Genomic DNA, 26,573 nt, shown 5'->3' on the forward strand with positions numbered 1-26,573 from the left:
GGTACGTTAATTACGTAATCTCGCGACCTACGCTCCATTACCTTTCAAGAAATGAAAAGGGCTATCCCTCATATAAGGGGTAGCCCTTTTTTTATTTTTAAGTCGATGGTGTTAAGCCGCGTGAAAGATCAATTGACGGGCGTTTCTCGCATAATAATAGTTTTTGGAGATTTTTAAGAACCTTGTTTCAACAGCGGTAGCTGTTCTCGAGGAACGGGAAATTACAGATAGCGACAGTGTAACAGGTTCTTAAAGTCCCGCTGACAAGCGCCGTCAGAGACAAAATAAAAAAGTCTCGTACGAGGGTTGTGTTCGTAAAATGTTCCTAAGAATGTTCATAACCTTATAATTTTGCGCACAAGTTATCTACATGTAATGCACACGCTGTTGATAACTTTGGTAACTTGTTTTTATTTAAAGAATAAATTTGGAAGGTAGGTTGTTAATGGAGCCCAGAAGGTAATGAGCAGAAGGTCAAGAAGCAGCACGGTGAGAAAAGGAACAATTGCCTTAGCGAGTGTTCCTATACGGGTGCGCGCTAGAGAACATGCGACAATGGTGCATACGCCCAGTGGTGGGGTGAGCATGCCGATCGCAAGGTTAACAACGACGATTGCGCCAAGCTGAACTGGATCGATACCGAGTGTCGGGAGCATAGGCACGAGTACTGGAACGAAAAGGATGAGTGCGGCGGTTGTTTCTAAGATTGTCCCTGCGATGAGAAGAAGTAGGTTGATGAGCAACAGGAGGATAATTTTGTTGTCTGTGAGGGACAGAATTGAGGACGCGATGGTCGCAGGGATGTCTTGAATCGCCATGTACCATGAGAAGATGGATGCAGCGCAGATGATAAACATAACGACGCTTGAGGTGATGCTGGCGGAGATGAACAGGGTCGGTAGATCCTTCAGAGTGATCTCTTTGTGGATGAACATGCCGACGAACAAGGCGTAGACAACGGCTACTGCGGCAGACTCTGTAGCTGTGAATACGCCACCAAGGATACCACCAATTATGATGAACGGCGCACCGAGCGCCCAGATTGCTGATGAAAATGCTTTGCCAGCGTAGGTCATGGAGAAGGTGCGTTTGATTGTGCTGTCTTCTGTTTCTGTACGTTTTGCATTCCAGACACAGACACCGATAAGGCTAAGCCCCATGAGGACGCCGGGAAGAATGCCTGCAGCAAATAGTTTTCCGATTGAGGCCCCTGTAAGCACGCCGAAAATGATCATAGGGATTGATGGCGGAATGATAACGCCAATTGAGCCTGCTGCAGCTTGTACTGCTCCGGAAAATGCAGGAGTGTAGCCGCGTCGTACCATGGACGGAATAAGGATTGCGCCCACGGCTGCAGTATCCGCTGCGGCAGAACCCGAGATTCCGGCGAAGAACATGGCAGATACAACGGACACGGCTGCAAGTCCGCCTGAGAGGTGTCCTACGAGGGAGTCTGCAAAGTTAACAATACGCCTGGATATTCCGCCAGCGCCCATAAGTTGGCCTGCGATCATGAATAACGGTACCGCCATGAGTGGGAAAGAATCTGCTCCGGCGTAGAGGCGCTGAGTGATGAGGATCATGTTCATATTACCGTCAATGATGAAAGCGATAACAGCGCTGAGTCCAACGGCGACAGCTATTGGTACGTTCAGGCAGAAGAGAAGAATGAGCATGGTGAAGAGGAGGAATGTCATTTAGTTATATCTCCTCATCGTGTGACATTGTGCAGCCTGTATGTACAGTTTCTGAGAATGAATCCGGTTGTGGTGTGAGTTCTAAGATTTCGAAAAAACATGACAGGGAATGGATGAGCATAATTGCTCCGCTGACAGGGATGGCAAGGAACGGGATCATGCGTGATATGCCTAGAGTTGCAGTGGATTGCAATTTAAGAAATAGGGCAAACTGGAATCCGTACCACATCATGACAAAGAAAAAGACAGAGCTAAGGAGCTGCACGAGCAATGCTGGGTACTTGCGTCCTTTCTCTGAGAGGTTCCGTATCATGAAGTCCAGCCCTATGTGTGCATGGGCTTTAAGCGCAACTGCTGCACCAAAGAATGTAAGTTGAATAAGTAGCACGCGTCCAAGTTCTTCTGACCAGAACAGGGAGTTGTTGAGAACGTAGCGGAAGAAGACCTGTGCGGCGGTGACAATAGCCATAGCCATACCGCATGTACATAAAAGCCAGCGGCAGGCAGTATCCAGGCCATTACTTACAGCCATAACAACAGAGGCGATGGTGCGGAGCATAGATACAGTCCGTTTATTAGAGTAAGTAAAAAGACTATTTTTTCTTTTTTTGCGCGTTATGCGCAATGGGTATTAATGAAAAGAGAGGCCGTGCTGTGCACGGCCTTTCGTTCTTTTATTACTTTGTGGCGTCGAGAAGCTTGTTTAGCAGAGCGCGGGTTTTCGGCTCTTTGTACATGTCCATGTTCTTCATAGGCTTCACTTTCTCGCGAAATGAATTGATATCGGGATGTTCGTCAATGATCATTCCTTTTTCTTTAAGGGTAACGAGGTACTGTGCTTCTTTTTCGCGGTTTACTTTTCGCTGGAAAACAGCAGCATCGTGCATGGCGGTTAAGAACATTGCCTGAGTTTCTTTTGGCAATGATTCGAACCACTGAAGATTGGCAATGTCAATATGAACAGAGTATACATGTCCGGTAAGCGCGAGGTATTTTTGCACTTCGTAAAGTTTGTACTCATCAAATACCCACAGCGGATTTTCCTGACCATCAATGGTGCCCTGCTGGAGTTCTGAATAAATAGGCCAGCCCATTGGAGTAGGGTTTGCATCAAGGGTGCGCCACAATTCTTTGTGGAAAGTGGACTGCATAACGCGAAGCTTCAGCCCTTTTACATCGCTTGCAGAGTGGATAGGACCACGGTTGTTGGAAAGGTTGCGGAAGCCGTTTTCAGAGAAATGCAAGCCTTTAAAACCGGCTTGCTTCAATGAGTCGAGTGCTTCTTTGCCCACTGGGCCGTCGAGAACGCGATCTGCTGTTTCGAAGTCTTTAAAAAGAAATGGAAATGCTACGGCCTTAATTTCTGGAACAAATGTGTCGAAAGGTCCAAGAGTTACAATTGCCATTTGAATTGCACCAAGCTGAACCTGCTGCAAGATTTCTGTTTCTTTCCCAAGTGAACCGGAGTGGTACACCTTAATGGTGTATTCTCCGTTTGAACGCTTGTTAATGAGTTCAGCAAATTTTTCAGCTGCTACGTACTGTGCAGACCCCGGCTTTGTGACAACTGCGAGCTGCACTTGTTTCGCTGCTATTGCTGGAACCGCGAAGCAAACAATCGCGATAACGAGAGCAAAAAATCTTGTAAATTTCATAAGGTCTCCCAGTAACCTTTGATATGTAGAACGTGAGTGTGCCTAGTCGAGATTGTACCATACTGTACGTATTGTATCCAAGACTGAACCGTTAAGGATCGAGCAGGTGTTGTTCTTTTTGCAAAGAAAATGACAAATGGCTGCGTAACGGTAGCCCGTTATTTATTGTAACAGATAAGAATGTCAACTGACCTTTTTTCTACGCTCACTTTTGCAGTAGTGATTGTTGCCGATTGCAGTAATTACCTTGTTTATTAATAGGCTAGTAGGCAGTAATATGTGCTGAACGCTGTTGATTTGTATTAAGCAACTATGTCGCTAGATAGTAATTTGCTTCTGTTAAAGGTGGATAGTTGCACTCTTTTGGTAAATAACTTATCGATTACGATGCTGTTATACTACTGAAGTTGCGAGGAAAACATGAGCCAGATGCCTTTGACTCACAAACGAATCGCCCGAATTCTGGGTGTTTCTGAGACAACAGTTAAAAGTTACAGACGCAAATTTCCAGATTGCATCCCTGTAGCAAGCAAGGGAAAGCCTATTCAGTTTACCGAAGAGGCTCTCGAGGTATGTCGTATAATACGCGACTTATTTAGCTCCGGTCTTTCAGTCGAAGAAACGCACGTGCGTCTTGCCGAGCTTTTTGACTTTATTTCTCCGCCGGCATTTGAGGAGCCTGAGGAAGAAAATGAAGTTGTAGAAGTGGTGTTGCCTGATGACTATAAGCAGGCGATGAGTAGTCTTGCTACGAGCATGGTGAATCTTTCTTTAAAACAGGAACAGATGTTGAAAAAAATGAGTGTGATAGAGTCGCGCTTGCAGCAGCTAGGGCTTGCCGATGTGAGCGCCGCTACCCCGTCATCTGACCCTGTGCTTGCCGAGCTTCAAGCATTAACGGAACGCACTGAAGCTTTGTGGAGTGCCGTTTCGAAATTATCTTCTTCCGATGTTACTTCTGAGCAGGATGGTTCTTGTCAGCAGTTTGATGAGCAGGCCCAGAAAGCCAAAGTGCATCGTCTGGTCCCATTGCGAGAAGTTATTTCGCATGATCCACCACGCAAGATTTTGACTATGCCGCTTCTTATTCAGGAAAGTGAAGGAGTGTACACTCCATTGCATGGACGAGGTAATAGCCGTATTACTTTGAACGACCTACGCGCTTCTTTAATGACTCATTTTGTTGATGAGGATGCTTATACTATCCGTTGGTCAGAAAATAACTCCGGCTGGCAGCTTGATCTGTTGCAGGAACGGGCGCAGGTGCCACATAATATATGTTTGACCATGGCACAGACTTCTACACTGCGCGGTTCTGTGATGGTAATTAAAGATATGACCACAAACGGTCATGAGATTACCCCTGGTGCGCTGCAAGATTTTATTTCTGATGTATACTCTCGGTAGAATGTATTTCTGAATAAAAAAGTTATGATTTTCATGAAGGCTAACCTGTTTTCCAGATTGGCCTTTTTTATTTTATGCAAAAGAGGGCTTGTTGTTCTATGCTTAAAAGCTCTATGAATTAAGCTAGGTAAGACCTGTGGTGCCAAGATGTACTCTAGTTTTGAATGGTGGTAATGCAACAGTGTATTAGCGTATTCTAATTATAACATGTAGTATGTAATATACCATTCTGATTAAGAATAACGGGGTATTGAGATGGGACAAGTTTTAGCTATTTGTGTGAGCAAGAAAAAGGGCGAACAGAAAAAGCCTGTATATTCTGCAATACTTATCGAAGAGCATGGAATCGAAGGTGATGCGCATGCAGGCAGTGGCAGACAGGTTAGTTTGCTTGCTGTTGAGAGCGTGGATAAAATGCGCCATAAATTGCCTACATTGAAAGCTGGTGATTTTGCAGAAAACTTACTTGTAAGCGGATTTCCAATTACTTTTTTACGCGTAGGGCAACAGTTTTCCATTGGTTCCACCTTACTTGAGCTGACACAGATTGGGAAGAAGTGTCATTCGAAATGTGAAATTCATAAGGCTGTTGGTTTCTGTGTGATGCCAACTGAGGGGATTTTTGCACGAGTCCTTAAGGGCGGTGAGATTAAGACAGGTGATGAAATAGCTCTTATATCGTAACAAATTCATTGTGACCCGTAGGCTATAGCACGGCTGTTTTTTTTAAAGGAACAGCCGTTTTTTATTACATGAAATGTATTGAAGTCTAAGCCGAAATGCTACGTTATCACTAAGGGTATTCACAGTTAAAAGTCATGGGATATTCCTAATACCTTTCTACTGAGAAAGTTTTTTAGGCCGCCGGCGGCAAATGTCGCAGACATAAGAGCGCCGCATACTCCCCGGAGGTATAGGGTCGGGCAAAAAAAAGCCGCAGTTACTGCGGCTTTTTTTATTTCTATATTCAATACCGGCTTAGTAGCGGTAGTGATCAGCTTTGAAAGGACCGTTCTGGTCAACGCCGAGGTACTCAGCCTGAGCTTCGGTAAGCTTAGTAAGTTTTGCGCCAAGACGCTCGAGGTGGAGGCGTGCAACTTCTTCATCGAGGTGTTTAGGAAGAGTGTAAACTTTGTTCTCGAGGGAGTCGTTAGATGCAAGCTCGATCTGGGCAAGTGCCTGGTTGGTGAAGGAGTTGGACATAACGAAGGATGGGTGACCAGTTGCGCAACCGAGGTTAACAAGACGGCCTTCTGCGAGTACGATGATGGAACGACCGGAGTTAAGGGTCCATTTGTCTACCTGAGGCTTGATGTTCATAACGGTGCAGCCGTTACCGCCTTCGAGGTATGCCATATCGATTTCGTTATCGAAGTGACCGATGTTACATACGATAGCTTCGTCTTTCATTTTTTCCATGTGAGCGCCAGTGATAACGTTGAAGTTACCGGTTGCGGTCACAAAGATGTCTGCAGTTTCAACTACGTCATCGAGAGTTACAACGTCGTAGCCTTCCATTGCAGCCTGAAGTGCACAGATAGGGTCAACTTCGGTAACAGCAACACGAGCGCCGAAGCCGCGCATGGACTGAGCACAACCTTTACCAACATCACCGTAACCGAGGATAACAACGGATTTACCAGCCATCATGATGTCGGTAGCACGTTTGATACCGTCAGCAAGAGATTCGCGGCAACCGTAGAGGTTGTCGAATTTAGATTTGGTAACAGAGTCGTTAACGTTGATAGCAGGGAAGAGAAGCTTGTTCTCTTTTTCCATCTGGTAGAGGCGATGCACACCAGTAGTGGTTTCTTCAGAAACACCTTTGATGTTTTTAGCGATACGAGTCCATTTGCCAGGGTTTTCCTGAAGGGACAGAGCAATACGATCCATTACGATCTGGAACTCTTTGTTGTCGTATGCGCGTTTAACGATGGAATCGTCTTTTTCTGCTTCTACGCCTTTGTGGATCAGCATAGTTGCGTCACCACCGTCATCAACGATGAGGTCTGGACCGGAACCGTCAGGCCATGTGAGTGCCTGCTCGGTGCACCACCAGTATTCTTCAAGAGTTTCGCCTTTCCATGCGAAAACTTTTGCCATGCCGGAATCAACGATAGCTGCTGCTGCGTGATCCTGAGTGGAGAAAATGTTACAAGAAGCCCAACGGATGTCTGCGCCGAGAGCGTGCAGGGTTTTGATGAGCATTGCGGTCTGAATGGTCATGTGCAGGGAACCCATAACTTTGAGACCTTTCAGTGGCTTGGATTCACCGTATTTTGCGATGGTTTCCATGAGGCCTGGCATTTCACGTTCGGAAAGCTGCATTTCTTTGTGACCGAAGTCAGCAAGAGACATGTCAGCAACTTTATTCTCAAGGCTCAGGTCGAGCTTAATAGCGCGGCTTGCGTCTGTCATTTCAATTTCTCCTAAGAAATTTATTGTGTATTTTCTGCTACAATAAGATGAATTGTCAGCCCGTTACGTACAGGGTGCAGCGAGCTTTGACGTAGTGCAAAACCGGCTTCTGTAAGTTTCAGAGCTAAATTTGTCATATCAAAACCGAGCCAGCGGTCACCGTAGTCAACGCGCATCTTTTCGTTGTCGTGTTTGTCAAAGTCAGCCAGCACAAGCAGGCCGCCTTTACGGAGAACTCGTCGGATTTCTTTCAGGGATTTTCCCGGGTGGGAGAGGTGGTGCAGTACCATGTTGATTGTGGCGAAATCTGCTTCGCCATCACGCAGCGGCAGGTGTTCAAGGTCACCTATGCGCAAAGAAATTCGGTCTTCGTCTTCAATCAGTCTGCGTTTTGCAAGCTCCAGCATGCGTGGGGAACCGTCAACGCCGATGATCTTAAGCGAACGCTCAAGCATACGCTCAAGCAGCGTTCCTGTACCACAGCCTAAGTCTACAGCAACCTTGCAGCGCGGCATGCGTTCAATAATAGCACCGGGTAAGTCAAAGTCACCAATAACTTCGCGATTGAGCTGATCCCAGTCTTCGGCAATGGCATTGAAGAATTGTTTCGTTTTACGAACTCGTTCTTCGATAATGGTTGATGCCATTTCCATATCAGGATCAAGAGTCTCGTCGTTGTCGATAAAAGGTGCAACAGCGTCGATAAACTCTCTTCCTTCGCCTTCTGTCGGTGCACTGTAGAAAACCCATAATCCGTCACGGCGGGAAGTCAGAAGTCCTGCCCCTGTGAGGATTTTAAGATGGCGGGATACGCGGGACTGCCCCATCTCTAGAATGGTAACAAGTTCGTTTACACTGAGCTCGTACCTGTTGAGAACATGCAGTAATCTTAAGCGGGTTTCATCTGCCAGCGCTTTGAATACAGGAAGAATGGTCGACATATAATATTCCTATGCTATTTTTGGCTGTCTTGATTGAGCTGCATCAAGAAAAGTTGATACAGCTCTATCTAAGGTTTCAGATGTAGTCAAGTAAATCAACCAAGAATAACAATAAGTGTAATTTCCTTAAAAGCGTTGGTAGAAAACAATTTGCGAGAATTGTATTGCGCTGTTTAGACTATGATTAGCATCGCCTTACGAGTTGTCGTTGGTTTGGAGAACGATAAAACGATATTCAATTTATTTGTATTGTGTTTTCAAAGAATGAAGGGCTTTTTGCAAGGATAATTGATGTTATAAACAAGTGGCGATGGCGATTTTTATTAAATGTTATTAGTATGTTTTGATGTTATTTTTTCTTTGCAGAGCTTGATTAGGACAAAAATCTTGCATGTGATCTCAGCTTGCTATACTGCTTGCCCGAAGTACAGGCACAAAAAAATACGGATAACTTAACTTGCAGATCAGACTTTGCTGCGAGAAATCCGCACAGACTGCCTGCTCAACAGGAGCGTTTCCAATGCTGTTATTAGGTTCGCGCCAGCGAACAGAGTATATTAAGTACGGAATCAAAACCGCACTTGCTGCACTTCTGTCATATTTTTTAGCATCATTAACAGATCCGGATCTTGGGTTCTGGGCTGTTATCAGTGCTGTGATTGTTATGCAGCGCCACGTTGCCGCCTCATTGCAGATGTGCGGGTATCGTCTTGTCGGCACCGCCATTGGCGCAGTAATGGCTATGGCAGCGTTATATATTTTCCCTCCAACAGACCATGGGCGACTTATTGGTTTTCTCATAACCGTCGGGTTGTGTGTGTACCTTAAGCGGTATACAAACCGTTTTTCCATGGCCGCAATCACCGTCACCATTGTTATGTTGGCTCCGCAAGCCTCCGGTGACTACATTCATTATGGTCTATTTCGTGTTGCAGAGATTGCTATTGGAGTTTGCTCTACTTTTATTGTTGCCCTGCTTATCTGGCCGCATCATGCAAGTGCAGAGCTTAAAGAGCGTTTGCAGGAGCAATTTACCCGTTGCGCAGATAAGTACGACATCATCGTAAACTCCTTCATGGCACTCAAGTGTGATTCCTGCAAAGGGATGCTGGTGGATTTGGAAGACGAGATTCATCACAACCGGGAGCTCTTCCGCGGATATCTGCGACACGAGCGGTTATTTGTAGATGATGACTCTGCCATGCTTGATATTAAAATTGAGACATTAGTTCAGAGTGTTGAGCATCTACACGCTATGCTCCACGTTGTGCACGAACTGCATGACAGTGAATACTGTATCATTATGGAAGCAGAAATTCGCAAAGTGGTGAAAGAGTCGCAGGATATAATGCGTGCTATTGGACGTAATGTTATTCCGGATACCCGTAAGCTAAAGCAAGCGCTGTTCAGTGCGGACAAGCGTCTCGAGAGTCTCCGTGCGGATGGTATGATTCAACGAATTTCCATGCGCGATATGATGCAGATTATCAGCTTTTACCATAGTGCTCAGCAGTTGGGTGAAGATCTGCTCATCTCAATTGAGAAACAGAACAAATACAGGCGGGTGTAATGGTTGTATGCCGTCGTTGTTGTCTCGTTTTATTATTTTTATCCGTAATCATTTATTTTCCGAATATAGTCGAAAGAACCTCCCTTTCTTTGAAATGTAAGCTGGTGGAAATCTTTTTTGTTTGTTCTGTTGTATGATAATAGGATATTAGGGATAAAACTCGATAAAGATAGCAGGTGCACTAGGCATTGGTCTTAAGCAAGAGTATGTTATGTGTGCTAAAGGCAAGCAGTACGCTATAGTTGAGAGGAGTTATGGAACATCGCACAAGCAAAATGCTAAGTAAAATTCTGTACGAGAAGGGCGGAGATCGTCATATGCCACTTGTGCCGTTATGGCAGAATTGGGATATGGTTATGGGCGAAGAGCTGGCAGAGCTTGGTCGTCCGCTTGGTCATAAAAATCGTACGATTATTATCGGTGCTGAAGATAGCATGGCGCAGTATGAACTCTCGGCTCAGACATACGAGATACTTGAGCGTGTACATGCGTTTCTTGGCAAAGAGATGTTCGATACTGTTCAGGTTGAACTGATGCAGGGAAGAGAGTCTCTGGATAAATTGACCATGCCTGTATTTAAGAAAGCTCTTCCTAAAATCCCTCCACGCCCAAAAGATCTAGGTAAGCTGGAGCACATCCTTGATCCTGAATCACCTGTAACTAAATGCTACAAGAAATATGTGGCAATGTATGATGGTGAAAAGGATACGTTAGAAAACTAGCTTTTGAATTGATGTTGAAGCAGGAAGAAGCGTAACCGGAGGCAAGGGACAACACTCCCATTTCTATCGGAGACCTGCCACAGGAATAATCTTTTCTACAGACTACTTAGCTGCTGATACCGGCTTGCCGGACTTGTATTCTTGTGCTGCTCGCACAAAGTTTACAGCCCAGTGTGGTTCACCAAGAGCAAATAGGTGGGTGTAGGATGCAAAAACATTTTTGTATATGACGCCGTCCAATCGTTCTCCCATCCCAAATCCTTTTGACATACGGAAGCCAAAGGTCGGCTGCTCGTCTTCAACGATGCACTTGGAGTAGTGGAATTCGTGTCCACGTATTATGGAACCGAGCGGATGATAAGGGTTTGGTTCAATTACTTCTGCATCAATGTATCCGAGTCCTTGCGGGCGCTTGCAAAGTTTTGTCTGCACAGGAAGTACACCCGCCATCGGGGATGTTGCTGATTCCTGAACGAGGGCTTTGCACAGGAACATAAAACCACCGCATTCAGCGTAGATTGGCATTTCATTTTCTGCGAGCGCACGAACGTGTTCGCAGATTTTTTTATTGGCAGTGATTGCCTCGTGCATAGTTTCAGGGAATCCACCGCCCAGGTACAGCGCATCAATTTGTGGCCAATCCTTGTCTGACGTTATTGAAAGACGGACGAGTTGTGCGCCAGCATGTTGCAGAGCTTGCAGGTTTTCGTCGTAGTAGAACCACAGTGCATCGTCATGCACGTAGCCAATGCGAGGTGCAGTGGTTGGTTCAACTTCTGGACAGCTTGGCATTGTGGTTGCGCACGGAGTATCGATTTTTGACTCCGTATTTGCCCCTGTAACGATCTTTTCTGTCACATCCCACACATCGGGTTGCTCAGAAATATTTGGCGCAGCAGAAGCGATTTTCCACATTTTTTCTATATCAAGATGCTCTTCGATGATATCAGCCACTTGCTCAAGGGCTGAGTTCGTCCCTTCATATTCTGCGTTAGAGATAAGCCCCATATGCCTTTCCGGGATAGGGTTATGCTTAATCTTTGGCAGACACCCGAGTACAGGTACGTCTGTGTAGTGTTCAATTGTCTGGCGCAGAATGGAACGATGGCGGTCTGTTGCCGTGCGGTTGAGAACTACTCCGGCGATGTGGACGCCTTCTTCGAAGTTAAGCATTCCGGTAAGAACTGCAGCAGCTGTACGCGTCATTTTCGTGCAGTCCATTGCAAGGATTACCGGAGTGTTGATGACGCGGGCAAGTTCTGCTGTGGAGCAGGTACCAGTAACATCTTTACCGTCAAAAAGCCCGCGGTTTCCTTCGATAAGAGCACCTTCGTACCCAGTGGAGACTGTTGCAAACAGAGCATTGAGAGTGGCGTTGTCTAAAAGGTATGGGTCGAGGTTGGTGCAGGGATTTTGCGCAGCAAGCGCCAGCCATTTGGCATCAATGTAATCAGGTCCTTTTTTGAAGGGTTTGATACATCTGCCTTTACGGCTCCACGCTCTGGTGGTGCCAAGACTGGTAATGGTCTTTCCTGTGCCGCCGCTAAGGCCGGCAATAATGATTCGTGGAAGGGTCATACTTTGCCTTGCTACACATGGTTGTTAGGGGGGAGTAGGTCTATAAAATAGAAAGAGCGTATGGACAGAAGCCCATACGCCTTACGCTCTTAACAACGAAAAAATTAACCTTCGTGTTCAGCAGCAGCCTGTTTGCCAGCGCCTTTAAGACCGTACATGGTAGTGGAACCGGAAGACCAGTATTCCATTACTTCTTCTTTAACGAGAGCAGACAGAATCTTTTTCACTTCACGTGGCTTCATCTCAGGGAAGAGAGGGAGGAAATCGTTGAAGTAGAATTTAGATTTAGACTTAGATTTAGACTCGATAAAGTCTACAATAATTTTTTTTGCTTCTTCCATGGGAATACCCCTGATGGTTGGTTAAAGCGTTAAACCGGGTGAGGGATTCCCCCACCCGGCATTAATACAATCTAAACCGTGCTTAGAACTTGAACTGGGTAGTCTGACGCCAGGTGTAGTAAGCGTGGTCGCGGAAGTCGTCGATGAGGTGGTGGGAGAATTCGAAGCCGGTAAGCTCGAAGAATTTTTCCCAACCGATACGCTCAATCCAGTCGCCGATACGCTCGTATTTCATTGCGTTGTCAGCGTAGAGATCAACGATCTTCTTGATTTTCTCAGTAAGAGTAGGCCAACGAGGAGTTTCGTTAGGAATGTAAGCTACTACTACTTTGGAGAACTTAGGCTGGGAGATACGGTTAGAAACCTTACCACCAACCATGATTACAACGCCGTCGCCTTCGCCATCGGAGATAGGAAGAGCTGGACACATGGTGTAGCAGTTACCACAGTACATGCAACGCTCGTTCTTAATAGCGATGGTGTTAACTTTCTTACCTTCGAGTTCAACCTTGGTAGGACGAACAGCAGCGGTAGGACAAGAAGCAACTGCGAGAGGGATCTCACAAAGCTGGTCAGTCCACTCGTGGTCGATCATAGGTGGTTTACGGTGAATACCTACGATGCCGATGTCGGAGCAGTGTACAGCACCACACATGTTGAGACAACATGCGAGAGCGATACGAACTGGTGCAGGCAGACGGTGGTTCTGGAAGTCGTCAAAAACTGTATCCATAACAGCTTTAACAGGACCAGAAGCGTCAGTTGCAGGGGTGTGGCAGTGGATCCAACCCTGGGTGTGAACGATGTTGGAAATACCAGCACCAGTACCACCTACAGGGAACTTGTTAGAACCACCGTCGAATTTACGAGAAGCAAGATCTTCTTTGAGAGCAGCGAGTTTGTCTTCGCTGTCAGTCATAAATTCAACGTTGTTACGGGTAGTAAAGCGGAGGTAGCCGTCACAATGTTTGTCAGCAATTTCGCAGATTTCGCGAATGTGAGTAACAGACATGAGACGTGCAGCACCTACACGTACAGTGTATACTTTATCTCCAGACTCACCAACGTGAACCAGTACGCCTGGCTCGAGGATTTCGTGGTATGCCCACTTACCTTTGTTAGCTTTGATTACTGGAGGAAGGAATTCGGTGAATTCGCGAGGACCGATATCAGTGATACGGCCTTCCATTGGCTTTTCTGGATTGTAACCGGAAGAGATAAATGCCATGTTATTGTACTCCTCTTCTTAGCGCTGGTGACGCTTACGGTATTCGGTGATGTCACGGTCCCAACCACCAGGTACTTCTTCTTCTTTGAAGAAGATGTATGGGTTGTGACGAGGTTCCTGAACGTTGTGAGCAGAAGGTTCCTGACCAACAACTTCGAGGAGCTTCTGGAGGGAAAGACGACGCATGGTCTCACCGAGACGCTCGCGGTTCTTACCTTCTTCCATCCACCAGTCCCAAATGTTTTCTACAACTTCTTTGATTTCATCAAAGTCGTCTTTAGCTTCAACAAAAGGAACTACGAGGGAAGACATCTGTGCACCATCGAGAATTGGAGCTTTCGCGCCACAAAGGATGGATGCGCCACGCTCGTCACCGATACGGAGAGCACGAGGCATGGTGTTGATGCAGTGCATACAACGAACACATTCGGAACGATCGATAGCGAGTTTGCCACCTTCCCACTTCATAGCAGCGGAAGGACAACGGTTGATAACTTCAGCTTCGATGTCGAATGCACCCCAATCTTTACCGGAGTGTGCGCCTGCGTTTGGCTTGAATTCGCCAGCAACGTAAGCAGCTACAGCTTCCTGATCGATTTTGATGCTATCTTTCCAAGTACCAACAACTGAGAAGTCGGAGCGAGCCATAGCAGCTACACAACCGTTAGGACAGCCGTCGAACTTGAATTTAAACTTGTATGGGAATGCTGGACGGTGAAGTTCGTCCTGGTATTCCATGGTCAGGTTGTAAGAACAAGCCTGAGTGTCGTAACATGCGTACTCACAGCGGGACTCACCGAGACATGCTGCAGGGGTACGGAGGTTAGAACCGGAACCACCGAGGTCGTTGTTGAGATTGTGGGTAGCTTCCCAGAAAATCTCTTCAAGCTGAGGGGTGGTAGTACCGAGAAGTACGATGTCACCGGTTGCACCGTGCATGTTGGTAAGACCAGAGCCACGGAGATCCCAGATGTCACAGAGCTGACGGAGGAAATCGGTGGTGTAGTATTTACCAGCAGGCTGGTTCAAACGTACGGTGTGGAAATGTGCAACGCCAGGGAACTGTTCTGGCTGGTCACAGTAACGACCGATAACGCCGCCGCCGTAACCGAATACGCCAACGATGCCGCCGTGTTTCCAGTGAGTTTCACCGTCGTTGTAAGAAAGTTCCAGAACACCGAGAAGATCGTCAGGACAATCTACAGGGATCTGGTAATCAAGTCCTTTAGGGTTAGCAGCACGCATTGCTGCTTCCTGCTTAATGTCGGATACGAAGCTTGGCCATGGGCCGCTTTCGAGCTGATCCAACATAGGAGTTGCGTGTTTCGCCATTACCTTACCTCCACAAAAAGTTGGTATGTGTTTTTACACCAGACACATTCCACCTTACCGCAGGCGATCTGAGGAGCGGTCAAGATGGACGCACCTTATGAGGAGCAAATCTGGTCTAAGATTTTGTTCCTGAAAAAGGGCGTGATTTTTTGGACAAAGTTATCTCTTGCTAGAAAGAACGCCTCAGTTTGTCAAGTGGATTTGAAGAGTTTATGTATAGTATCTTCTATTTGTAAGTTGCAGAAAAACAACACAAACCCCTCGCTATATGCTGACAATTTCAGTTTGCAATGAACTGATAACATAACGAACTTTCATAAAAAGAAAGTGCATATTTGCCTACGTTCTTTTTTTCACAAGTTGCGCTTTGTACAAAAAAGGTAAAAAGAACAAAGTGTAATAAAATGTAAAAATCAGTCTTCTAAAAAAAAGCTGTACGCTAACTTGCAAAAAACGGCGGTTTGCAGGCTTGACCTTGATGCATAAATGAGGTCAAAGCCACACAAGAACTAAGTGAGGTTTGTAATGAAAGATCAGCTTGGACATTATTACCACCCAGCGCCGAATGATAAGAAAACCCGTGTATACGTGCGTCGTAGCGGAGACGATATTGAATTTCGTCTTTGGCGGTTAGATAACGAACAGGTATGGGATCAACACGGCTGGGTACCATACGAAGCCATTAAGCAGGCGGCAGAAATGTACAAAGAAATGGGACGCGATGCTGACCCTATGCTTTTTTATGACATCTCTGTTGCAAAGGTTTTGCTTAACGAAAATTAAAATCCTTTATTGGATGTGCAAAAGGTGTTGTATTTTTTGTACAATTAACGGCAGTTCTGAATGTTCAGGAGCTGCCGTTATTTTTTTGTCTTGAAGTCGGCAGCATAATGAGTGGTATATAATGTTACGATGTTATTCGTATGGTGTTTCTATAAGATATACTGAATAGTGCAGATTGCGCAGGCAGTAAAAACATGTTGCGTAGAATTCAGATCAGTTGAATACTCAACGAGTTCTGAGAGTTGGCTCTGTCGTCCTCTTTGCGGCTATGCAATGGGGACTTTGTTTGGTGCATGATTTTGCCTTTTTTGTGAAATTGTGTATTGTGACCGATGCAACAAGAGATGAGGTGACCATGTCCCGCCGATGGATTGAAGCCAATAGAGAAGAGTTTGCCCGTGATATCATGCGTGATTTCTGCATGGTATCAAGCATTCTTGAAGAGCAGTTTGAACGTTTTGCAGACTCCGGAGCTGTTTCGTTTACTCAAGTACGCGATCTGCTGGGGAGTACCATGAATAAAGGGTTGCTCTGGCGATTAAAGGACACCGCTCATCACTTGCTCAGAACAGACGCACAGGCGCCTGTGGTCGCAAAGGCTCTGGACTGGGCTATCAGCTATGTGTTCCACGAATGCATTAAGTTGAAAGAGGATGCGTATCAACAACAGCATTATGCCCCTATGTTCAGGGCATTGGAACAACCTGCCGTTGAAAGTGGCATTAAGGACGTTGTGGAGCCTTTTTCACAGCTTCTCGGGGAAACCCGCGAGAGTATGTCCCGCGAGGTTGCTCGAATTTCTTTCTTGCTTACGCGTTGTAAAACTCTCTTTTGCATCTACTGTGCTTACAACAAGCAGAACCGCTTGCTTGCCCGGCTGCTATTTTCACGTAATGAGCTGGTCAAAAAGGTTTTTGGTAGGGATTACGACACACTGATCTCATCTATTTATGGAACGGTGCCAGAAGAAATGTATATTCTGGCAGCAGAAGGGCTTTTGGAAGGAGGACGCCTGGACGAGGCGTTAGAGGCAGCTACAGAAGCAGAGCAGATAAATCCTGCGTGTACCAGAGCTGCTACAGTGCGCCAAAATATTGAAGAATTGTTAAAGGATTCGTCTCCAAGGAGGGTAAAGAACTGTGACCTTGTTTCATCTGAATCGCGCGACAGCGAAGCATAAACTTGAGAACCTTGAACAAGGTGAGTACTTCCGCGATCTGTTTCCTTACAAGCAGATCAGCCGTATCGCGTTTGATGATGTTATGGTGGCACCGCGTCCTGCGGAGCCAATGTTCATCACCGATACGACATTTCGGGATGGTCAGCAGGCAAGACCTCCGTATACTGTAAAGCAGATTGAAACTATTTTTGACATGTTGCACAGACTTGGCGGCAGAAGCGGTTTGATCCGTGCCTCTGAGTTCTTCATGTACTCTGACAAAGACAAGCGCGCCATTGATGCCTGCCGGTCAAGGGGCTACAAATATCCGGAGATTACCGGATGGATTCGTGCCCATAAGAATGACTTGAAGATAGCTAAGAGTATGGAGTTTAGAGAAGTAGGTATGCTTACTTCGGTTTCTGACTACCATATTTACCTAAAGCTGGGACTTGATCGCGAGCAGGCAATGCGTAACTACCTTGAGGTGGTTGAACAGGCTCTTGCCTGGGGAATTTCTCCGCGTTGTCATTTTGAGGACATTACCCGTGCAGATATTTATGGATTCTGTTTGCCGTTTGCAGATAAACTGATGGAGCTTTCCCGTCAGAGCGGACTGCCTGTAAAAATTCGTATGTGCGACACAATGGGGTATGGTGTGCCGTATCCGGGAGCCACGCTACCGCGTTCGGTTCCACGTCTTGTACGTGCATTTACGGATGAAGTCGGCGTGCCGAGCGAATGGTTGGAATGGCACGGCCATAACGACTTCCATAAGACACTTGTTAACGCAGTTACAGCATGGATGCATGGTTGTGGCGGTGCTAACGGAACGCTGCTTGGTTTTGGTGAACGTACCGGTAACTCGCCTATTGAGGCGTTGATTATTGAATATATCTCTCTTACTGCACATGATGAAGCTGCCGATACTCGAGTAATCAGTGAAATCAGTGAATACTTTGAACGTGAGCTTGAATATAAGGTTGCGGACAACTATCCGTTTGTTGGTCGTGACTTTAACGCTACAAGCGCTGGTATTCACGTAGATGGGCTTGCTAAGAATGAAGAGATTTACAACGTATTCGATACAAGCCGTCTGCTGAATCGTCCTGTGCCGATTATTATTACAGATAAGTCCGGCAGAGCAGGTGTGGCATACTGGATTAACCAGACATTGAAACTTACTGGTGACAGTGAGGTTTCAAAACGTCATCCTGCCGTAGGTAAGATCTACAAAAGGATTATGGAGGCGTACGAAAATGGTCGTTCCACCTCTGTTTCCAACAAGGAAATGGAACGTCTTGTTCGTCGCTACATGCCGGAAATGTTCCGCACTGACTTTGACAACCTCAAAGAGGTTGCACATATCCTTGCTGCACATCTGATTTCCAAGCTGTCAGTGGACTGTAATGTCATTCTTGCGAAGGAAAACTATGGATGTCTGACAGATTTTGTTCAGAACTATCCATTCATTCAGTATCTCTATTTGACAGACAGTGAGGGTGGCCTCATTGCGTCAGAAATTACAGATGAGCGGTTTAAAGAAAAATACGAAGTGCTTGAAATCGGTTATGACTTCTCTTCCCGTGAATGGTTTAAGCAACCGGTACAGACTGGTAAATTGCATATTACCAACTTGTACACATCGCACTTTACGGGGCAGCTTATTTTAACAGTATCTGCCCCTGTAACTGACGATGATGACAATATTACCGGTGTAATTGGTGCTGACATTATGCTCGAGCAGCTTTTGCAGCGTGAATGCGAACTTGATGAAGAAAGAAAGCCCGGAGCTCTTTGTTAGATGATGTAACTAATGTAAAGGAGCGCATGTTGACTCTTGCAGCATGCGCTCTTTTAATATTATAGCCAATGAATATTCTATCTGTGATGTCTTATATTCTAGGAGTATTCATTGCGAGTTCTTATCTTTTCGCTTTGTATTGCATGCCTCATTCCTCTTGTTGGGTGTGGAAAGAAACATATTGCTTCCCCCCAAGGGTATCCGGCACGCACTAAAGCCAAGCCGCGGACTTCCAGTACCTATACAGTATGGGGAAAGAACTACAAGACGTTGGCTTCATCTGAAGATTTTGTGCAGTATGGCAAGGCTTCATGGTACGGTAAAAAATTTCATGGTAGAAAAACTGCAAATGGTGAGCGGTACGATATGTATGGTATGACTGCTGCGCATAAGAATTTGCCGTTTGGAACCATTTTGCGTGTAACGAATATGCAGAACAAGCGATCTGTAATTGTCCGTGTTAACGACAGGGGGCCTTTTGTTGAAGGGCGTATTGTTGATCTGACTCACACGGCTGCACAGAAGCTGGGAATGCTTGGACCTGGCGTTGTTCCGGTTAAGCTTGAAGCTGTTGGTGGTCCTAGCCATAGTACTGTTGCTTCTTCTAAAAAAAGTAAAAGCGGTACGTACTATGTTCAAATTGGTTCCTTTGGGGACAAATTTAATGCCCAGACGCTTAAGCAGAAAATTGTACGTGAAGGTCGATCATGTCGATTGTATCAAGATGTGAGTTCCAGTATCTGGAAAGTGCATGTAGGGCCATATCTTACCTATACGGCTGCTGAACGTGCAAAAAGAGCACTCGCAAATAAATTTTCTGGTGCCTTTATTTTTGCAGGGAAATAGGCACAAAAAAACCCGCATGATGCGGGTTTTTTTGTAAGATGTAAGACACACGTTGCAATTGCAGGGTGTGTCTGACAAAGCCATGCTGAGACCTAGTTGTTAAGTTCAGCACGGAATTTGCGGGACAGACGGAATACTACAACCTTGCGTGGAGGCAGAGTGATAGTTTCGTCGGTCTGCGGGTTACGGCCTTTACGAGCTTTTTTGTCGTAAGCTTCAAGTTTTCCGAATCCGCTGATGAGGAGCGCATGATCTTTTTTGATTGCGGTCTTCATAATATCTAACAGAGATTCGACGAGGTTTTTAACTTCTGCACGGTTCCTGTCAGTTTTTTCGTAGATGGAATCTACAATATCAGCTTTTGTAAGGGTTTTCCCTTCCATGTTATCCTCCCATTTTCGTGGGGAAACGGCTCTTATATGTGCTGCCGAATGCTGGTGGCTAAATGCTGTGCCTCTTCAATAGAGTCGTATGCTGCCTGTGGCCAATGCTTCAGTCCATCATTACCGAAGCGGGGTATCAGGTGCCAATGAGCATGAAAAACAAGCTGACCGGCATCTGAATGGTTGTTCATGAATATATTCAACCCTGTTGCTCCTGTACTGGCAAGTATAGCTTTGCCTACAACCTGTTGTGCGTTGATGATGGCAGGGGCAAGTTCAGCTGGAATATCAAAGACATTCGCATAATGCTGCTTAGGAATAATAAGCGTGTGACCTTTGTTTACCGGACCAATGTCTAGAAAAGCCAGTACGTTGTCGTCTGAGTAAATTTCCGCGCAGGGAATCTCGCCTTTGATGATCTTGCAAAAAATACAATCTTGAGTACTCATAGTGCAGTAATGATTTTTTGTTACATTGTTCTGGTAATAGGCTGGATGATTTTATCTTTTCCAGTCCTGTGCCGCGCTGTGTATATACTCAATGTCTACAAGCAATCAAGTTTTTTTACGTAATTTTATATGTTTACACTGTTGATCCGCTGAAGTACGCATGTTTTGCAGAGAAATGCGCTTGAAACGGATAATAGTTTACCTCTTTTTAGTTGCTGTATAACTTTCTTTTTTAAGAAACAAGAGAAAAGATTAATACATAAAGGTAGTTACGTCAGGAATGATTTTTTCCCATCCAGAGCCGCCTAGTCGCAAGCTTAGAATTCTTCCCGTCTTTATGCCGTTTGCGGGCTGTAAATCTCGCTGTGTGTACTGTTCTCAAACAGTTCAGACAGGGACAGCAGAGTCGCAATTGAAAAATATTTACATTTTTTTGCAACAAGCTCTTGAAGATGCAGAAGATAACGCAGGGTATGAGGTTGCATTCTATGGCGGCACCTTCACAGCCATTCCTTTTGAATGGCAAAAACGGTTTGTAGCCCTGGCAAGTGAATTTGCGTTATCTGGAAAAGTCATAGGAGTACGGTGCTCTACACGTCCTGATGCTGTTAATTCAGAGCAGTTGCGTGAATTAAAAGAACTAGGTTTAAAGACCGTCGAATTGGGCGTACAAAGTTATAATAACAAAGTTTTATCCATTAGCAAGCGTGACTATACTCAGGAATCAATAGTAAGTGCTTGCAATGCTGTGAGAAAAAACTCTCTGGAGCTCGGAATTCAGCTACTTCCCGGACTTCCTGGTATGGATAAAAAAATATTTTTGGATGATGTTAAAAAGACTTGTGCATTATCTCCAGCAGTAGTTCGCCTTTATCCGTGTCTTGTCTTTAAAAATACAATTCTTGCAAGCTGGTATACTCGTGGAGAATTTGCACCATGGGAATTGAATGACACCGTTGAAGCTCTTGGAAGTGGGCTCCTTATGCTGTGGCAAGATGGCATTCGAGTCATACGTATTGGTGTTGCTCAGGAAGATGGGCTGACAGATAGTTTGGTGGCTGGGCCTTTTCATCCTGCTATCGGGAATATGGTTCGAAGTGAAGCGCTCCGTTGTTTTTTGGTTGAGAAGATGGAAACGCTAAGTAGGCCGTTTTCACGGTTGTTGTTGCCTCGACGATACCAAGGAGAGTTGTGGGGCTACAAAGGAGCTTATAAGAAGTTCTGGGGTGAACGAGGGCTGTCACCAAGTACGGTCGTAAGCTGGAATCTGCCAATTTTTCAGATGGATTGATTTGTATAGAGTCAGACTGCCGTTATTCGTTTGATAGCATTAGATGACACCCGTTGCTGATGAGTTAGATTTATAGTGATACCCCGTCCATCAATATGATGAGCGGGGTTTTTGTATGAAAAAAGCCGGAGGATTAAAATCCTCCGGCTGGAACTACGTTGTTTGCGCTTGGCTATGCGCTGACCACAATAGGGCTAACTAGTAAGAGTACTGGAAACCGAGAGCTGCTTTCCAAACTGCTTCTTCACCGGAAACAGACTTGTAGTCTGGGTTCAGGTAGCCGATTTCGAGGATAGCTGCGAGGTTTTCGTACATCTGCCAGTTGGTATCGAAGTTGAATTCCCAAGCACGGTCTTCGTCAGTTGGGAATGTGTTAACAACTCTATTACTGTTGTAGTCAGAGGTGCCCTGCATCCAAGCAAATTTAAAGTCATGGGTTACATTTTCGATAAAGGAGAATTCGGTGATACCAATTAAAACACCCATGGTGCCTACGCCGGAAGTTGTAAAGGCGTTGTCTGTGGTGTCAAAGAAGCCACCGTCTGTACCAAGGTTGGTAAGGCCGAGCCCGCCAGCGGAGATTGTAGGCATTAAGTTGCCGTCGCCGGTAAGGCTGTCGTCATCACCGGAGGAGTACCAGAGGTCGAGAGTAGGAGTGAAGTATTCCATTTTGTAATCACCGTGGAGAAGTACGTAGAAGCCACTCTGGTCACGGCTGTTGGGATTATCAGCACCTGCAGACATTTTAGATCCATCAGACTGACCCCAAACAAAGTCCATTGCAAGATTGAGGTTTTCCCAGCAGTTAGACTTAGCGGAAAGGCCAGCCCACCATACGTCACGATCTTCGGTTGCGGAGTTTACCTCTGCAGTAAGTGGGTTATTATCATCGTCCCATGTTGAGTGGATGTCAGCGTTACGGCCGATAGCAGCATATGCACCGTAAGGAACGATGGTAACTGGTTCAAAGTTAAGACCAAGGATTAAGGCGAAAACGTCGTATTTGTTGTTGCTGGTTGGAGATAAGCGAGGGTCGTAGTTAGCGACGTCAGCAGCGCGGGCCCAAGCGGCAACCATGTTAAACTGATCTGTGAAAGCATAGTTAGCAACAACAGCTGCTACGTCGTCATCAAGAACAGGGTTGTTGTTAGCAAGGGAAGGAAGTGCGAGGCCCTGGAGGCCCATGCGCAGCTGGAGCTCGGTGTGAGGCAGCTGGTAGTCAAGGTAAAGACGTTTAGTCTCAACGTTTACGCCATCTGTGCCGACTGCACCGCCGCTTCCGCGACCCACAGTGCTTGGGTTCCCCCAACGGATTGTACCAACTTCAAGGTAGTAAACACCTTTAAGGGATTCATTGGCAATGATGTCAATTTTGGTACGCAGACGCTGGATAGCTGTGAAGTAGTCGCTATTGTCTGGGCTTGTTGGATCAGGGTTGTCGAGGAATTCGAATGCCATGTCCAATGTGCCGGAAGCCTTAAATTCGGTAGCTGAACTTGAAACTACGGCACCAAATACCATAGTACAAGCAAGCATCAGGATAATAATGCGTTTCATGTAAAAAATCCTTCTTTCTTTAAAACTGCTAAAAGATTGTGGTCAGTAATCTTTTGAGATTGTGGTCAATAATCCCAACGCAGGTCTGAAGATGTTGTAGCGTAAAAAAAGTGATACGCACAAGTTTTTTCTCGTTATTTTAAGTAATTATAATGCCTGTCTAATGTCTTAAGCCTGATCCTACGGTGGTTTCTAAGGGTAAAAAAAATTTGACAGGAATACTTTTTTGCTTTCGCGTGCGTGTGTGACGGATCAATGTTTTTCGAATTCAATTGTCTGAAATAAAATAATATTTTGAAAAATGCCTTAAAAGAAAAGAAGAGTTTAAAAAAAGTGCTTGCAGGTAATCATGAAATTACGTAGAAGCTCTTTCTCTTGAAGGCAACGTCTTTTAGCAAATGCAAAAGTGTTTCAAAAAAAGATGTTGACTCTTTAGGTTGGATTCACTAGAAGGTGTTTCCTCATGTGGGCGGTTAGCTCAGTTGGGAGAGCATCGGCCTTACAAGCCGAGGGTCACAAGTTCGAGCCTTGTACCGCCCACCATATGCGGAGCCGTAGTTAAGTCGGTTATAACGCCGGCCTGTCACGCCGGAGGCCGCGAGTTCGAGTCTCGTCGGCTCCGCCATTTGGAGTCAAGCGCTTAAGCGAAAGCTTAAGCGCTTTTTTTTGTCCAAATTTCAGCAGCTAGTCACTTCTCGAATTACTCTGTTCTGTATCTGTATGACAGTGTACGTTGTTTTCTATCTAATGCTGGCGTTCTCAATTGGCTGCTTGCCACCCATTGCCTTCCCTATTACAGATGACCCATGATTTATTTATTGGAGCGTCCATGAATTCTCTTTCCTTTGTTTATGAAGATACCAAGCTTGTTGTGGTGAATAAGCCCAGTGGGCTGCTTTCTGTTCCGGGGAAGGGTGAGGAGAATCAGGACTCTGTGGAAACACGGATTCGAGAACGCTTTCCTGCTTGTACTAAGATTCCCACTGTGCACAGGCTTGATATGGACACTTCCGGCTTGCTTGTTTTTGCTTTGACCAAACGGGCAAAGCGTGAGCTCTCCGATCAGTTTCAGCAGAGAGAGGTAAGTAAGCGATACGTTGCGCTCATTGAAGGACTGATATCCGAGGAGGGGGGCACTATTTCCCTGCCGTTGCGTATGGATTTAGATAATCGTCCGTATAGTATTGTTGACCATGATAACGGCAGGCCTGCGTTGACGGAGTGGCGTAATCTCGGTGTGGAAGGGAGTAACACTCGCGTAGAGTTTGTTCTTCATACCGGCAGAACTCATCAGCTGAGGCTCCATGCTCTTCATGGACTGGGATTTCCTATTGTCGGAGATAGGCTGTATGGTAACGGTACGCAGGCTGGGCAGATGAAACTGCATGCTGCATATTTGCGATTTATGCATCCTAAGACAAAAGAAATGATGGAATTTCATTCCGAGCCGGATTTTTAGTGGTTGGCTTTACTTGTCTGAGTAGCTGGTGCTTTGATACTTAGAGTCGGCTTGTAGCAAGGCTTCACGGGCTTTGATGTGTGCTGTGACATTTGAAAAATTAGATGTGTTGAAAAGAATGCTATAAAAAAATAATTTTTTTGTATCTTTCTTGTTGACACCTGAGCGCGTTTTCCCTAAAACGTGTCCTCGTTGAACGGGCGGTTAGCTCAGTTGGGAGAGCATCGGCCTTACAAGCCGAGGGTCACAAGTTCGAGCCTTGTACCGCCCACCATTCAATGCCAATGCGGAGCCGTAGTTAAGTCGGTTATAACGCCGGCCTGTCACGCCGGAGGCCGCGAGTTCGAGTCTCGTCGGCTCCGCCACTTGAAATCAAGAGGCGAAAGCTTCATACAATTGAATATATATTTTTCTCGTAAGAGAATGCGGAGCCGTAGTTAAGTCGGTTATAACGCCGGCCTGTCACGCCGGAGGCCGCGAGTTCGAGTCTCGTCGGCTCCGCCACTTTTTTTAGTAAAGCGGACATTAGTCTTGCTTTGCAAGTAAAATTTTGGGCGGTTAGCTCAGTTGGGAGAGCATCGGCCTTACAAGCCGAGGGTCACAAGTTCGAGCCTTGTACCGCCCACCATTTTTAAGGACTGGATTTTTTCCAGTCCTTTTTTTTTTGTGCTTTTTCCAATGTGTAAAAAAATGATGTAGGTAAGTGTGTTACTTGCCTGCTCGTCCTCTCAAATGCTGATAGATAGCGGACTGCTTGTGATTGTTTGCGAAAATTGCATTGAAGTAATACACCTTCCATATTAAGTAGTAGTGTAAGGTTATGCTGAATTCTTGTCTTAGGAATACAGACAGGCAATTTGAGAGAAAATGTTCATAGCATGAACTTGCTGCCTGCTGTGTTTTTTATTCATATTTTGAATTGTTGGAGAAAACATAATGGCAACCGTAATTAAGAGTGACAAAGCACCGGCAGCAGCTGGCCCTTATTCTCACGCAATTGAATCTGCTGGTCTTATCTTTACAGCTGGCCAGCTCGCACTTGATCCTGAAACTGGAAAAATGGTTGAAGGTGGTGCGGAAGCTCAGGCTCGTCAGGCTTTGACAAATATTAAGCATGTACTGGAATCTGCAGGCTCCTCAATGGATAAAGTTATTAAGGTGACTGTGTTTGCAACTAAGCTTGAATATTTTGCTGATCTTGCAAAAGTTTATACCGACTTCTTTAATGAGCCGTTTCCTGCACGTAGCGGAATGGAGGTTTCTAAACTTCCAATGGATTCCATGTTTGAGATTGAAGTAGTTGCTGAAAAATAAGCGGTTGCAGTAGGTCTTTTTTTAGACCGCACGATAACTGATGAGATTAATATATGCGGCAGTGACCCTTGGTTGTTGCCGCTTTTTATGGTCTATTGCTGAGAGTGCTGCGGGTGTTCAGTGTGTCGTTGCCATCTTTTTATAATGTCCATCCTCGATCGATTTTAGTATCTACTGAATTTCTGAGAAAAAATGCATAGAAGTTCGATTTTCTGTTGACTTCGAAAGACCGTGCATATAGAAAACATTCCATCGGGCGGTTAGCTCAGTTGGGAGAGCATCGGCCTTACAAGCCGAGGGTCACAAGTTCGAGCCTTGTACCGCCCACCATAATGCGGAGCCGTAGTTAAGTCGGTTATAACGCCGGCCTGTCACGCCGGAGGCCGCGAGTTCGAGTCTCGTCGGCTCCGCCACTTTTTTTAGTAAAGCGGACATTAGTCTTGCTTTGCAAGTAAAATTTTGGGCGGTTAGCTCAGTTGGGAGAGCATCGGCCTTACAAGCCGAGGGTCACAAGTTCGAGCCTTGTACCGCCCACCATTTTTAAGGACTGGATTTTTTCCAGTCCTTTTTTTTTTGTGCTTTTTCCAATGTGTAAAAAAATGATGTAGGTAAGTGTGTTACTTGCCTGCTCGTCCTCTC

23 protein-coding genes and 9 tRNA genes are annotated in these 26,573 nt (G+C 45.6%); 20 read left to right on the top strand and 12 right to left on the bottom strand.

Annotated features, from left to right (window positions below; translation table 11 throughout):
* Nucleotides 1–410: 410 nt before the first annotated feature.
* From BUR09_RS05955 to BUR09_RS05965, 3 genes are all read right to left on the bottom strand, one after another.
* Nucleotides 411–1,697: a TRAP transporter large permease gene (locus tag BUR09_RS05955; RefSeq protein WP_074216044.1), complete on the bottom strand. Its 1,287-nt coding sequence runs from the start codon at nucleotides 1,695–1,697 to the stop codon at nucleotides 411–413.
* Between the two features lie 4 nt (nucleotides 1,698–1,701).
* A complete protein-coding gene (locus BUR09_RS05960; RefSeq protein WP_074216045.1) occupies nucleotides 1,702–2,256 on the bottom strand; it encodes a TRAP transporter small permease in 555 nt (184 codons plus the stop codon).
* Between the two features lie 118 nt (nucleotides 2,257–2,374).
* On the bottom strand, nucleotides 2,375–3,352 hold the full coding sequence (locus tag BUR09_RS05965; RefSeq protein WP_074216046.1) for a TRAP transporter substrate-binding protein: 978 nt from the start codon (nucleotides 3,350–3,352) through the stop codon (nucleotides 2,375–2,377).
* A gap of 420 nt (nucleotides 3,353–3,772) precedes the next feature.
* Between BUR09_RS05965 and BUR09_RS05970 the strand changes: the two genes are divergently transcribed.
* Together BUR09_RS05970 and BUR09_RS05975 are read left to right on the top strand one after the other, a co-directional pair.
* Nucleotides 3,773–4,759 carry a MerR family transcriptional regulator gene (locus tag BUR09_RS05970; protein WP_074216047.1) on the top strand — a complete coding sequence of 329 codons (987 nt, stop codon included), beginning with the start codon at nucleotides 3,773–3,775 and terminating at the stop codon, nucleotides 4,757–4,759.
* Nucleotides 4,760–5,014: 255 nt separating this feature from the next.
* Complete coding sequence (locus BUR09_RS05975) at nucleotides 5,015–5,443, top strand: MOSC domain-containing protein (protein WP_074216048.1); 429 nt, start codon at nucleotides 5,015–5,017, stop codon at nucleotides 5,441–5,443.
* 294 nt (nucleotides 5,444–5,737) lie between these two features.
* Here the strand turns inward: BUR09_RS05975 and ahcY are convergent, their stop codons facing one another.
* Both ahcY and BUR09_RS05985 read right to left on the bottom strand, forming a co-directional pair.
* Complete coding sequence (gene ahcY / locus BUR09_RS05980) at nucleotides 5,738–7,177, bottom strand: adenosylhomocysteinase (RefSeq protein WP_074216049.1); 1,440 nt, start codon at nucleotides 7,175–7,177, stop codon at nucleotides 5,738–5,740.
* Between the two features lie 20 nt (nucleotides 7,178–7,197).
* Nucleotides 7,198–8,118, bottom strand: coding sequence for an ArsR/SmtB family transcription factor (locus BUR09_RS05985; RefSeq protein ID WP_074216050.1), 921 nt, complete (start codon nucleotides 8,116–8,118; stop codon nucleotides 7,198–7,200).
* 520 nt (nucleotides 8,119–8,638) lie between these two features.
* On the opposite strand from BUR09_RS05985, the gene BUR09_RS05990 reads away from it, so the two are divergent.
* Both BUR09_RS05990 and BUR09_RS05995 read left to right on the top strand, forming a co-directional pair.
* Entirely contained in the window at nucleotides 8,639–9,688 is a 1,050-nt protein-coding gene (locus BUR09_RS05990; RefSeq protein WP_074216051.1) for an FUSC family protein, read from the top strand.
* A gap of 254 nt (nucleotides 9,689–9,942) precedes the next feature.
* Nucleotides 9,943–10,410, top strand: coding sequence for a DUF721 domain-containing protein (locus BUR09_RS05995; RefSeq protein ID WP_074216052.1), 468 nt, complete (start codon nucleotides 9,943–9,945; stop codon nucleotides 10,408–10,410).
* Nucleotides 10,411–10,512: 102 nt separating this feature from the next.
* Here the strand turns inward: BUR09_RS05995 and BUR09_RS06000 are convergent, their stop codons facing one another.
* The 4 genes from BUR09_RS06000 to dsrA form a co-directional block, all read right to left on the bottom strand.
* A complete protein-coding gene (locus tag BUR09_RS06000) occupies nucleotides 10,513–11,988 on the bottom strand; it encodes a cobyrinate a,c-diamide synthase (protein WP_074216053.1) in 1,476 nt (491 codons plus the stop codon).
* Nucleotides 11,989–12,092: 104 nt separating this feature from the next.
* Complete coding sequence (locus BUR09_RS06005; RefSeq protein ID WP_074216054.1) at nucleotides 12,093–12,329, bottom strand: dissimilatory sulfite reductase D family protein; 237 nt, start codon at nucleotides 12,327–12,329, stop codon at nucleotides 12,093–12,095.
* A gap of 82 nt (nucleotides 12,330–12,411) precedes the next feature.
* Nucleotides 12,412–13,557, bottom strand: coding sequence for a dissimilatory-type sulfite reductase subunit beta (dsrB, locus tag BUR09_RS06010; RefSeq protein WP_074216055.1), 1,146 nt, complete (start codon nucleotides 13,555–13,557; stop codon nucleotides 12,412–12,414).
* Nucleotides 13,558–13,575: 18 nt separating this feature from the next.
* A complete protein-coding gene (gene dsrA, locus BUR09_RS06015) occupies nucleotides 13,576–14,889 on the bottom strand; it encodes a dissimilatory-type sulfite reductase subunit alpha (protein ID WP_074216056.1) in 1,314 nt (437 codons plus the stop codon).
* 525 nt (nucleotides 14,890–15,414) lie between these two features.
* On the opposite strand from dsrA, the gene BUR09_RS06025 reads away from it, so the two are divergent.
* The 4 genes from BUR09_RS06025 (at nucleotide 15,415) to BUR09_RS06040 (ending at nucleotide 19,481) form a co-directional block, all read left to right on the top strand.
* Nucleotides 15,415–15,672 carry a hypothetical protein gene (locus tag BUR09_RS06025; RefSeq protein ID WP_074216058.1) on the top strand — a complete coding sequence of 86 codons (258 nt, stop codon included), beginning with the start codon at nucleotides 15,415–15,417 and terminating at the stop codon, nucleotides 15,670–15,672.
* A 355-nt stretch (nucleotides 15,673–16,027) separates the two neighbouring features.
* Complete coding sequence (locus tag BUR09_RS06030; RefSeq protein WP_074216442.1) at nucleotides 16,028–16,852, top strand: hypothetical protein; 825 nt, start codon at nucleotides 16,028–16,030, stop codon at nucleotides 16,850–16,852.
* Nucleotides 16,812–18,635: a triose-phosphate isomerase gene (locus BUR09_RS06035; RefSeq protein WP_074216059.1), complete on the top strand. Its 1,824-nt coding sequence runs from the start codon at nucleotides 16,812–16,814 to the stop codon at nucleotides 18,633–18,635. Before BUR09_RS06030 ends, BUR09_RS06035 begins: the two co-directional genes overlap by 41 nt.
* Before the next feature lie 111 nt (nucleotides 18,636–18,746).
* Nucleotides 18,747–19,481: a septal ring lytic transglycosylase RlpA family protein gene (locus BUR09_RS06040; RefSeq protein ID WP_074216060.1), complete on the top strand. Its 735-nt coding sequence runs from the start codon at nucleotides 18,747–18,749 to the stop codon at nucleotides 19,479–19,481.
* A gap of 92 nt (nucleotides 19,482–19,573) precedes the next feature.
* Here BUR09_RS06040 and BUR09_RS06045 read toward each other — a convergent pair whose 3' ends face one another.
* On the bottom strand, nucleotides 19,574–19,864 hold the full coding sequence (locus BUR09_RS06045; RefSeq protein ID WP_074216061.1) for an integration host factor subunit alpha: 291 nt from the start codon (nucleotides 19,862–19,864) through the stop codon (nucleotides 19,574–19,576).
* 32 nt (nucleotides 19,865–19,896) lie between these two features.
* A complete protein-coding gene (locus BUR09_RS06050; RefSeq protein ID WP_074216062.1) occupies nucleotides 19,897–20,313 on the bottom strand; it encodes an HIT family protein in 417 nt (138 codons plus the stop codon).
* Between the two features lie 337 nt (nucleotides 20,314–20,650).
* Between BUR09_RS06050 and BUR09_RS06055 the strand changes: the two genes are divergently transcribed.
* Nucleotides 20,651–21,604 (top strand): elongator complex protein 3, encoded by a 954-nt coding sequence (locus BUR09_RS06055; protein ID WP_245796715.1) that lies wholly within the window; start codon nucleotides 20,651–20,653, stop codon nucleotides 21,602–21,604.
* A gap of 198 nt (nucleotides 21,605–21,802) precedes the next feature.
* On the opposite strand, the gene BUR09_RS06060 is transcribed toward BUR09_RS06055, so the two are convergent.
* Entirely contained in the window at nucleotides 21,803–23,161 is a 1,359-nt protein-coding gene (locus BUR09_RS06060) for an outer membrane homotrimeric porin (protein WP_074216064.1), read from the bottom strand.
* A 467-nt stretch (nucleotides 23,162–23,628) separates the two neighbouring features.
* Between BUR09_RS06060 and BUR09_RS06065 the strand changes: the two genes are divergently transcribed.
* The 11 genes from BUR09_RS06065 to BUR09_RS06115 all read left to right on the top strand — a co-directional run bounded on the left by BUR09_RS06065 (nucleotide 23,629) and on the right by BUR09_RS06115 (nucleotide 26,471).
* Nucleotides 23,629–23,704: transfer RNA gene (locus BUR09_RS06065), tRNA-Val, on the top strand.
* A gap of 5 nt (nucleotides 23,705–23,709) precedes the next feature.
* Nucleotides 23,710–23,786: transfer RNA gene (locus BUR09_RS06070), tRNA-Asp, on the top strand.
* A 204-nt stretch (nucleotides 23,787–23,990) separates the two neighbouring features.
* Nucleotides 23,991–24,620 carry an RluA family pseudouridine synthase gene (locus tag BUR09_RS06075; RefSeq protein ID WP_074216065.1) on the top strand — a complete coding sequence of 210 codons (630 nt, stop codon included), beginning with the start codon at nucleotides 23,991–23,993 and terminating at the stop codon, nucleotides 24,618–24,620.
* Between the two features lie 198 nt (nucleotides 24,621–24,818).
* Nucleotides 24,819–24,894 (top strand) — tRNA-Val (locus BUR09_RS06080).
* A 14-nt stretch (nucleotides 24,895–24,908) separates the two neighbouring features.
* A tRNA-Asp gene (locus tag BUR09_RS06085) sits at nucleotides 24,909–24,985 on the top strand.
* Nucleotides 24,986–25,047: 62 nt separating this feature from the next.
* Nucleotides 25,048–25,124, top strand: a tRNA-Asp gene (locus BUR09_RS06090).
* Nucleotides 25,125–25,172: 48 nt separating this feature from the next.
* A tRNA-Val gene (locus BUR09_RS06095) sits at nucleotides 25,173–25,248 on the top strand.
* Nucleotides 25,249–25,556: 308 nt separating this feature from the next.
* Entirely contained in the window at nucleotides 25,557–25,934 is a 378-nt protein-coding gene (locus BUR09_RS06100) for a Rid family detoxifying hydrolase (protein WP_074216066.1), read from the top strand.
* Between the two features lie 254 nt (nucleotides 25,935–26,188).
* A tRNA-Val gene (locus tag BUR09_RS06105) sits at nucleotides 26,189–26,264 on the top strand.
* Between the two features lie 6 nt (nucleotides 26,265–26,270).
* Nucleotides 26,271–26,347: transfer RNA gene (locus BUR09_RS06110), tRNA-Asp, on the top strand.
* Between the two features lie 48 nt (nucleotides 26,348–26,395).
* A tRNA-Val gene (locus BUR09_RS06115) sits at nucleotides 26,396–26,471 on the top strand.
* Nucleotides 26,472–26,573: the final 102 nt, after the last annotated feature.

Origin of the sequence: Halodesulfovibrio marinisediminis DSM 17456, from assembly GCF_900129975.1 — a bacterium.
GTDB lineage: Bacteria > Desulfobacterota > Desulfovibrionia > Desulfovibrionales > Desulfovibrionaceae > Halodesulfovibrio > Halodesulfovibrio marinisediminis.

Coding starts and splice junctions, on each gene's coding strand:
- BUR09_RS05955 (WP_074216044.1), bottom strand. CDS start 1,697: ATGACATTCCTCCTCTTCACCATGCTCATTCTTCTCTTCTGCCTGAAC.
- BUR09_RS05960 (WP_074216045.1), bottom strand. CDS start 2,256: ATGCTCCGCACCATCGCCTCTGTTGTTATGGCTGTAAGTAATGGCCTG.
- BUR09_RS05965 (WP_074216046.1), bottom strand. CDS start 3,352: ATGAAATTTACAAGATTTTTTGCTCTCGTTATCGCGATTGTTTGCTTC.
- BUR09_RS05970 (WP_074216047.1), top strand. CDS start 3,773: ATGAGCCAGATGCCTTTGACTCACAAACGAATCGCCCGAATTCTGGGT.
- BUR09_RS05975 (WP_074216048.1), top strand. CDS start 5,015: ATGGGACAAGTTTTAGCTATTTGTGTGAGCAAGAAAAAGGGCGAACAG.
- ahcY (WP_074216049.1), bottom strand. CDS start 7,177: ATGACAGACGCAAGCCGCGCTATTAAGCTCGACCTGAGCCTTGAGAAT.
- BUR09_RS05985 (WP_074216050.1), bottom strand. CDS start 8,118: ATGTCGACCATTCTTCCTGTATTCAAAGCGCTGGCAGATGAAACCCGC.
- BUR09_RS05990 (WP_074216051.1), top strand. CDS start 8,639: ATGCTGTTATTAGGTTCGCGCCAGCGAACAGAGTATATTAAGTACGGA.
- BUR09_RS05995 (WP_074216052.1), top strand. CDS start 9,943: ATGGAACATCGCACAAGCAAAATGCTAAGTAAAATTCTGTACGAGAAG.
- BUR09_RS06000 (WP_074216053.1), bottom strand. CDS start 11,988: ATGACCCTTCCACGAATCATTATTGCCGGCCTTAGCGGCGGCACAGGA.
- BUR09_RS06005 (WP_074216054.1), bottom strand. CDS start 12,329: ATGGAAGAAGCAAAAAAAATTATTGTAGACTTTATCGAGTCTAAATCT.
- dsrB (WP_074216055.1), bottom strand. CDS start 13,557: ATGGCATTTATCTCTTCCGGTTACAATCCAGAAAAGCCAATGGAAGGC.
- dsrA (WP_074216056.1), bottom strand. CDS start 14,889: ATGGCGAAACACGCAACTCCTATGTTGGATCAGCTCGAAAGCGGCCCA.
- BUR09_RS06025 (WP_074216058.1), top strand. CDS start 15,415: ATGAAAGATCAGCTTGGACATTATTACCACCCAGCGCCGAATGATAAG.
- BUR09_RS06030 (WP_074216442.1), top strand. CDS start 16,028: ATGTCCCGCCGATGGATTGAAGCCAATAGAGAAGAGTTTGCCCGTGAT.
- BUR09_RS06045 (WP_074216061.1), bottom strand. CDS start 19,864: ATGGAAGGGAAAACCCTTACAAAAGCTGATATTGTAGATTCCATCTAC.
- BUR09_RS06050 (WP_074216062.1), bottom strand. CDS start 20,313: ATGAGTACTCAAGATTGTATTTTTTGCAAGATCATCAAAGGCGAGATT.
- BUR09_RS06055 (WP_245796715.1), top strand. CDS start 20,651: ATGCCGTTTGCGGGCTGTAAATCTCGCTGTGTGTACTGTTCTCAAACA.
- BUR09_RS06060 (WP_074216064.1), bottom strand. CDS start 23,161: ATGAAACGCATTATTATCCTGATGCTTGCTTGTACTATGGTATTTGGT.
- BUR09_RS06075 (WP_074216065.1), top strand. CDS start 23,991: ATGAATTCTCTTTCCTTTGTTTATGAAGATACCAAGCTTGTTGTGGTG.
- BUR09_RS06100 (WP_074216066.1), top strand. CDS start 25,557: ATGGCAACCGTAATTAAGAGTGACAAAGCACCGGCAGCAGCTGGCCCT.